The 1,325-nt window shown below is 68.1% G+C and carries 2 protein-coding genes; both read left to right on the top strand.

What is annotated here, in order from left to right:
• The coding region (dgoD, locus tag PGX04_RS19890) for a galactonate dehydratase (protein ID WP_273740103.1) at positions 1 to 636 on the top strand (636 nt) is incomplete at its 5' end.
• 94 nt (positions 637 to 730) lie between these two features.
• A partial coding sequence (locus PGX04_RS19885; protein WP_273740102.1) for a sugar kinase occupies positions 731 to 1,325 on the top strand: 595 nt, incomplete at its 3' end.

Below are 1,325 nucleotides of genomic sequence, written 5' to 3'. Positions count from 1 at the left end.
GAGGCCGTCGGCGACGAGGTCGACGTCGGCGTCGACTTCCACGGCCGGGTCTCGAAGCCGATGGCAAAGCGGCTCGTGACCGCGCTCGAGCCCTACGAGCCGATGTTCGTCGAGGAACCGGTGTTGCCCGAGCACAACGACGCCCTGCCGGAGATCGCCCGGCGGACGTCGATCCCGATCGCGACGGGCGAGCGGCTGTACTCGCGGTGGGACTTCAAGTCGGTGTTCGAACAGGGCGTCGTCGACCTGATCCAGCCGGACCTCTCGCACGCGGGCGGGATCACGGAGGTCACAAAGATCGCGAGCATGGCCGAGGCCTACGACGTCGCCGTCGCGCCCCACTGCCCGCTGGGACCGATCGCGCTGGCCTCGTGCATTCAGGTCGACGCCTGCTCGCCGAACGTTCTCATTCAGGAGCAGAGCCTCGACATCCACTACAACGAGACGAGCGACGTCCTCGACTACCTGGCCGATCCCGAGGTCTTCGACTACGAGGACGGCTACGTCGATATCCCGGACGGCCCCGGACTCGGCATCGAGATCGACGAGGAGTACGTGAAACGGCAGTCCGAGGAGCCGGTCGACTGGCACAACCCGGTCTGGACCCACGACGACGGCAGCGTCGCCGAGTGGTAACGATGGCCTCGTCGGACCGAGTCGAGTTCGCCATCGGGGCCGGACGTCGGACCGCATAATTGGTTTTATCACCGGCCGCTCCGTCCCCGAGCGTATGTCATCGCTCATCACGTTCGGGGAGACGATGCTTCGTCTCTCCCCGGAACCGGGCACCCGGATCGAAACGGCGTCCGAGCTGGAGTTCCGAACGGCCGGCGCGGAGAGCAACGTCGCGATCGCCGCGTCGAACCTCGGTCTCGAGGCGGTGTGGGCCTCGAAGCTCCCCGACTCCCCGCTGGGTCGGCGCGTCGTCCGCGACGTCCGGAGCCACGGCGCCGAGCCGTCGATCGTCTGGTCGTCGACCGGTCGACAGGGAACCTACTACCTCGAGCAGGGCGGCGAGCCCCGCGGCACGAACGTCGTCTACGATCGGGCACACGCGGCCGTCCGAACGACGACGATCGACGAACTCGTCGACGAGATCGACCTCGAGGCCCACGACGCCTGTTACGTCAGCGGCATCACGCCCGCGCTCTCCGATCAGCTCGCGGAGACGACGGACGAACTGTTCCGTCGCGCGCGAGCGGCCGGCGCGGAGACGGTGTTCGACCTCAACTACCGCTCGAAGCTCTGGTCGCCGAGCGAGGCGCGGGCGGTCTGTGAGCCCCTCCTCGAGCGCGTCAACGTGCTGGTGGTCGCGGCCCGCGACG

This window comes from Natrinema soli, assembly GCF_028618695.1.
Note: the sequence above shows the minus strand (reverse complement) of the source record. Positions and strands in the feature narration are given on the sequence as shown.